The 6,614-nt window shown below is 44.4% G+C and carries 8 protein-coding genes; all 8 read right to left on the minus strand.

Annotation, left to right across the window (positions count from 1 at the left end; genetic code table 11):
- Positions 1 to 15: 15 nt before the first annotated feature.
- A complete protein-coding gene (gene mrdA / locus F3H20_RS01920) occupies positions 16 to 1,872 on the minus strand; it encodes a penicillin-binding protein 2 (RefSeq protein ID WP_449421253.1) in 1,857 nt (618 codons plus the stop codon).
- Between the two features lie 36 nt (positions 1,873 to 1,908).
- On the minus strand, positions 1,909 to 2,403 hold the full coding sequence (gene mreD / locus F3H20_RS01925) for a rod shape-determining protein MreD (RefSeq protein ID WP_149733272.1): 495 nt from the start codon (positions 2,401 to 2,403) through the stop codon (positions 1,909 to 1,911).
- Complete coding sequence (gene mreC / locus F3H20_RS01930; protein ID WP_223191560.1) at positions 2,400 to 3,311, minus strand: rod shape-determining protein MreC; 912 nt, start codon at positions 3,309 to 3,311, stop codon at positions 2,400 to 2,402. The genes mreD and mreC overlap by 4 nt, the downstream gene beginning before the upstream one ends.
- Before the next feature lie 42 nt (positions 3,312 to 3,353).
- On the minus strand, positions 3,354 to 4,385 hold the full coding sequence (locus F3H20_RS01935) for a rod shape-determining protein (protein WP_223191561.1): 1,032 nt from the start codon (positions 4,383 to 4,385) through the stop codon (positions 3,354 to 3,356).
- 38 nt (positions 4,386 to 4,423) lie between these two features.
- Positions 4,424 to 5,131, minus strand: coding sequence for a RadC family protein (radC, locus tag F3H20_RS01940; protein WP_149733273.1), 708 nt, complete (start codon positions 5,129 to 5,131; stop codon positions 4,424 to 4,426).
- The gene (locus F3H20_RS01945; RefSeq protein WP_149733274.1) at positions 5,128 to 5,703 is read right to left on the minus strand and encodes a Maf family protein; all 576 of its coding nucleotides are present in this window, start codon (positions 5,701 to 5,703) and stop codon (positions 5,128 to 5,130) included. The genes radC and F3H20_RS01945 overlap by 4 nt, the downstream gene beginning before the upstream one ends.
- An 11-nt stretch (positions 5,704 to 5,714) precedes the next feature.
- Positions 5,715 to 5,987: a DUF4321 domain-containing protein gene (locus F3H20_RS01950; protein ID WP_149733275.1), complete on the minus strand. Its 273-nt coding sequence runs from the start codon at positions 5,985 to 5,987 to the stop codon at positions 5,715 to 5,717.
- A 444-nt stretch (positions 5,988 to 6,431) separates the two neighbouring features.
- On the minus strand, positions 6,432 to 6,614 hold a 183-nt coding region (locus F3H20_RS01955), incomplete at its 5' end, for a transposase (protein WP_188128164.1).

Raw genomic sequence — 6,614 nt, forward strand, 5'->3', positions numbered from 1 at the left:
TATTCCTCATTTATTTTATAAAGCAACCCTTGTTCTGTAAATCTTGGGGGCTTCTGTGGCCGTCTGATTAATATTAAAGGCCGCCTCCATAATTTTTTTGGCTATCGGAACAGCAGAAGAGGCGCCGAAACCACCTTGTTCAACAATAACAACAACAGCAATCCGGGGATCATCATAAGGGGCATAGGCGACAAACCAGCCGTGATCATCGCCATGAGAGTTCTCGGCTGTACCGGTCTTCCCGGCAATAGGTACCGGAAAGTCCCCGAAAGCTTCCGAGGCTGTTCCGCCTTCAGCCGCCACTTCCCGCAGTGACTGGCGAATTAAAGATAGCGTACGCTCTGAAAGCTGAACCTGTCCGACCTCTTCCGGTTCAAACGTTTTTACAACATTGCCATCGGGAGCAAGAATTTTGCTTACTAAATGGGGCTTAAAACGATGTCCGCCGTTAGCTACCTGACTAATGATCTGCAGCATTTGTAACGGCGTCGCCAATTGAAAGCCTTGCCCAATCGCAGCGTCAAAAGTTTCCGACAAGTACCAGTCTTCACCATATACCTTTTCCTTATAACGACGATTGGCTACCAAACCGTCTGACTCACCAGGAAGATTAATCCCGGTAACAGCTCCCAGCCCAAACATACGGGCATACCTTTCCAGATTGTCAATACCCAGCCGGTTGCCCATTTCATAGAAGTATACATTATCTGATTTTGCCAGAGCCTGCTTAAAATCAATCCACCCTAACGCTTCCCCCATGGCATTTCCTTTCGGAATAATCCAGTGCTTACCCGTATCTAGTATCTTTTCTTCGGGAGTCACCTTGCCCAACTCCAGTGCAGCAGCACCGGTGATAATTTTAAAAGTAGACCCGGGCGGATACTCGCCGGATATCGCTTTATTATCCATAGGATGATTAGGATTTTCATTAATTTCTTTCCACTCTTTTAAAGAGATACCACGTGAAAAAAGATTGGGATTAAAAGCCGGCCGGCTAACCATGGCCAGTATTTCACCATTCTTGGGATTCATGGCAATGGCAACAGCTGCCTTCGCCTTGGTAAACTCCGTCTTAGTCTGCAGATAGGTTAACTGCTCGTCAATAGCTGCTTCAGCCGCCTTTTGAATCCGGTAATCAATCGTCAACACCATATTACTGCCAGGTACAGGTTCTTTTTTCCCTAATACCTGTACTGGCCGGCCGGTAACATCTACCTCGACCTGACCACCACCATCAATACCACGCAGCTCACGGTCATATACCTTTTCCAAACCGAACTTGCCAATAATATCAGCGGATTTATAGCCGTTCGCCTTGCCTTGCTCTAATTCAACATCATTAATTTCACTGACATAACCAAAAATATGGGCGCCAAGTTCATTGTTGATGTAATTGCGGATTGGTTGTATCTCAATAACCACTCCGGGAAGTTCACTGCGACGTTCCTCAATCTTAGTAACAATATCCGGACCGATATCCGTTTTTATCCGAATCGGTTCGAAATTTCCCGAATTTTGTTTTAACTTATTTTGAATATCAACTACGCTCATATTCAGGATTTCCGATAGCTTATGAATGACTTCATCCGGTACGGGACCGGTAATCGGCAGTAACGAGACGGCAAAGCCCGGACGGTTTGACACTAAGGCAACGCCATTGCGGTCATAAAATATGCCCCGAGGGGCCATAATGGGAATCAATCTAATTCTATTACCGTCTGCCAGGTCTTCATAGAACTTACCTTGTGCCACTTGCAAGTAACCCAACCGGCTAATAAGTGCTATAAAGACTAACACTACAATCATTCCCAGTATATCAAGACGGTATGTCGAACGTTTGAGAAGCACACCAACAGCCTTCTTTCTAAGCATAATACCTTGCCTGTTGCCAAAGGTCTGCCGGCCGTCTTAAAATCTGGAATCCCGTTTAATTGTCAGGACACGGCTAACCACTTGGTGAATAGGAACAGATATGATCATATTATAACCTAACAATGGTAGTATATAATTAACCAGGATGGGAACAGGCTGAATGGTGTAGCCTAAAAAGCCCAGAACAACCAGCAAGATCAGGCTATTGAAAATAGTAGCCGCAGCCATGGCCAATATGGGGAGAAAGATATGATCTTTAAAAACTTTTCTTTCGACCAAACCAAATACATAGCCTATCAACAATTTTGACAGAATATTTAATCCAAATAAATTACCAATAGCCAGGTCTTGCAGCAATCCGGCAAAGAAACCTATTCCCACACCTTTTTCTTTCCCTTGCAGTAATCCCGTAGACACGACAACCATGAGCAATAAATCCGGCTTTACACCATAAATCGCAAATAATGGAATAATCGTAATTTGCAAAACCAGCGTAATGATCAAAAGGCCTGCCCAAATCAATATGCTCATCTGGTTACCCCTTGCGGGTTAGCTGCCTGACCTGATTGTGGAGTCGGCGTGGCGGCCGGAGCCGGGAGTTGTGGAACCGGTTCGCGTGAATGCACAAGAACAAAAACCTCTTCAATTCTATCAAAATCCACACTGGGCTTTAAAATAGCGTATTTCAGCAATCCGCCGTCTTCATTTATTACATCCAAAACTTCCCCTATTGATAAGCCTTTGGGATAGATACCGCCAAAACCGGAAGTAATAATTTTATCGCCCTTAATGATATCCGCGTCACGGGCAATGTTTACCATACGGGGAGTTAAGGGATTGGCCGGAGCACCTTCCACAATGGCCGCAACCCGTGATTCAGTCCGTTGGACCAAAGCCCCTACGGCACTGCGGGGATCAAGAATCAGTTGAACTTTAGCTGTACTTCCCGTGACACTGACGATATTGCCAACCAGTCCCTGTGGTGTCACGACTGGCATGTCCTTCGCAATACCGGCTGCACTACCCTGGTTAATAATAATTGTACTTGTCCAGGAACCGGGATCACGGGCAATAATGCTCGCCAGGACAAAGTCGAACTGGGGAGCCCCTTTTTTATAGTCCAGCATAGTGCGCAACCGGGTATTTTCCGCCAACACTTCTGTTGCGGCTTCCTCATTTTGACGCAGTCTTTCATTTTCCGCTTTTAAAAGCTGGTTGTCCCGATATACGGTAATCAACTGACCGGAAAACATCCCAGCTTGCTGTAAGCTATATCCCACTTTACTAAAAACATATTCAGCCGGTGCCAAAACCGTAGCAACAATTTTTTCCATGATAGTAAAATGGTACTTTCCTTGTGCTGCAAAACTCGACAGCAAAAAGACGGTAATTACAGCCACCAATAAGATGACCGTCTTTTTGTGAAAACTCCGCACCATCTTGGCTCCCTTCTAACAATACAATTCAGTTTATTACCTTACTTAGCCAAGTTTTTTAGGCGACATTAATACCCGTTTTAAAAGGTCAATGCTCTCTAGCGCTTTACCGGTACCGATTCCGACACAGGATAAGGCATCTTCGGCAATATGAACCGGCATGCCGGTCTCACGGCTCAACAGCCTGTCCAATCCCCGCAGCAAAGAACTTCCGCCGGTCATTACAATTCCACGATCCATAATATCCGAAGCTAGTTCGGGAGGAGTTTTTTCCAAAGTAACTTTAACAGCCTCAATGATCCCGGAAACCGGTTCATTGAGCGCTTGCTGTACCTCACGTGCTCTGATAGTTAACGTCTTCGGCAGCCCTGTTACCAGATCGCGACCGCGAATATCCATAGTTTCATCTACTTCCGGAATAATTGCCGCGCCGATATTTACCTTAACTTCTTCGGCTGTACGTTCACCGATCATTAAATTGTAGGTCCGCTTAATATATTGAACAATTGCCTCATCCATTTCATCACCGCCGATACGGATCGACCGGCTGGTAACAATTCCTCCTAAAGAGATTACGGCTACCTCTGTAGTACCGCCGCCGATGTCCACCACCATATTGCCGGTAGGCTCATGAACTGGCAAGCCTGCCCCAATGGCTGCAGCCATCGGTTCTTCAATCAAATACGCCTCTCTGGCACCGGCCTGAATAGTGGCATCAATGACAGCACGTTTTTCAACCTCGGTAACGCCGGAAGGAACACCGACTACGACCCGTGGTCGAATTACCGATTTCGTATCAATAGATTTGCGAATAAAGTATTTAAGCATAGCCTGAGTTACGTCAAAATCAGCGATGACGCCATCCTTGAGCGGCCTGATGGCCACAATGTTGCCAGGTGTACGACCAATCATCAGCTTTGCTTCCTCGCCCACTGCCAGTACCTCTCCGGTGTCTCTCTGAATGGCAACAACCGAAGGCTCTCTAAGCACAATGCCTTTTCCTTTAACATGAACTAATGTATTTGCAGTTCCTAAGTCTATCCCCATATCACGCGATAAAGACCGAAATAAATTCACAACAACTACCCCTTTCAAAACCGTCTAAAATCAATTAGTTATATTATTCCCTTTTCCTTTAGGCTAACATACTTGTTATCACCAATAATCACGTGATCCAGTACGGAAATATCCAAAATTTTCCCGGCATCAATTAGTTTTTTGGTTAACGCAATATCATCCTTACTAGGATTCGGATCCCCGCTGGGATGATTGTGCAGCAAAATAACCGAAGCAGCCGGATAATGTATTACTTCACGAAAGACTTCTCTTGGATGTACCAAAGAAGCATTCAAAGTCCCTACAGATATGACTGGAGTTGCTAGTACATGGTTTTTTGTCGATAACAATAAAATCATAAAAAGTTCTTTGTTTTCATATCTAAGCCTGGACATCATCAAATCAGCAACATCACGGGGAGAATGAATGACCGGTTTTTCGAGAATTGTCGAAGAGTGCAATCTTTTGCCCAATTCAATGGCAGCAACAATTGTCACTGCCTTTACCATACCAATTCCCTTAATCTTACTGATTGCTTGCGGAGAAATATTGGAAAAGGCACCGATTCCTGTACTTTCATATTGCTTTAAGAGACGCTCAGCCACTCGCATAACCGAGTCCTGCTTTGTCCCGCTTCTGAGCAAAATCGCCAGCAATTCCGCATTACTTAATGCCTCCGGTCCTTTTGCCAAAAGTTTTTCCCTTGGTCGTTCCTCCTGCGGCAACTCTTTTATCATTAAAGACTTTGCTTCTAATTTTCCTGTCATGGCAGGAAAACACCAGCCTTCTTTAAAATTTTTGCCAGTTTGTAAATAGGAAGTCCAACAACATTAAAATAACAGCCATGAATGCTTTCGACAAAAAGCGCTCCCTTTTCCTGTATGCCATAAGCGCCTGCTTTGTCCATCGGTTCGCCGCTGGCAACATAGCGGTCTATTTCTTCTTGCGATAAATGGCCAAATTTAACTTGCGTAACCGAAAAGTCAGTCCAAATATGTCCGGAGCTACACTGTATAACGGCCAAGCCGGTAACGACCTTATGTGCTTGTCCCGATAAAGCGTTAAGCATGTCTTTGGCTTCAATCTGGCTGCGAGGCTTCCCAAACACCTGACCGTTCAATACGACTAGCGTGTCCGCACCAATGACCAACGTATCATCCAATTTGCGGGCTGCTACATCCATAGCCTTAGCTTTTGCATGGGCAACAACCAGTTCATCGGGCGGCAATTTTAACGAATTATCTTCTTGAACGGTACTGGGTAAAACCTCAAAAGCACAGTCCATTTGCCGCAAAAGCTCTTGCCGCCGCAAAGAAGCGGATGCCAGCACAATCTTCATAAGCTCGTCTCCTAAAAGCGCCTAAACAATAAGGCTGCAATAATCAGTCCCAAGATGCTAATTAGGTTCGGATTCAGCGAAAACCCAAAAACAAATTTGATCACATATAAGTTAATAGCAATCGGAGGCAGATCAAAAATGGAAAACGTCTTGACTAGATAAGGAGCAATTCCGGAAAATATTGCCGTCGAAGCAATGACTTCCCCTAATATTCCACCTAAAATCGCTCCTGTTACAAGAAACAACGCTAAAACTCCAAAGCTTTTACTCCTGCTGTTTCTCATGCTATGCCTCCCATAAGTGATGTCCAGTGAAAACAACTAAAACTCCAAAGGTTACTCTTCGACAACAAACAAAATAATCCTTGTGTGTACAAGGACTTTCAACATAAACTTTTGCAGAAAAGTAAACTATCCACCAGCATGTTCTAGCTTAGACCATTGTACATCAAAAGAGCTATGAATGCAATTATGACATCCAGGTATTTTATTTAGGGATTATTTCTAAATTAACGGAACAATCTTAGGCGTATGATTTTTTGCGCCAGAATAGGCAACAGGTAGCGTTTTACGAATAGTTTACAAACAAGCCTTATAAGTCAGGACCACCCGTAAAACGGGTGGCTTGATTACGCCCTATAAGGGCAAGGTACTAGCTGAGTCTCAAGACTCACTGAAAAAGTCCGCCAACCGCATAACCTTTTCAGTCAGCCCCTAAAGGGGCTCTTTTTATGACTTTTTCACGGGCTCACCCGTAAACGGGTCTGTCAATTCCTTCAAACTTAGCTGGTCGACAATTATATCTTCTTGTAACTGCTCTCGGATATATTTTGCTATTGCCTCTTTGTTTCGTCCCACCGTATCCACAAAATATCCTTTGCACCAAAAATGCCTGTTTCCATACTTATATTT

Origin of the sequence: Propionispora hippei DSM 15287 (assembly GCF_900141835.1) — a bacterium.
Taxonomy (GTDB): domain Bacteria; phylum Bacillota; class Negativicutes; order Propionisporales; family Propionisporaceae; genus Propionispora; species Propionispora hippei.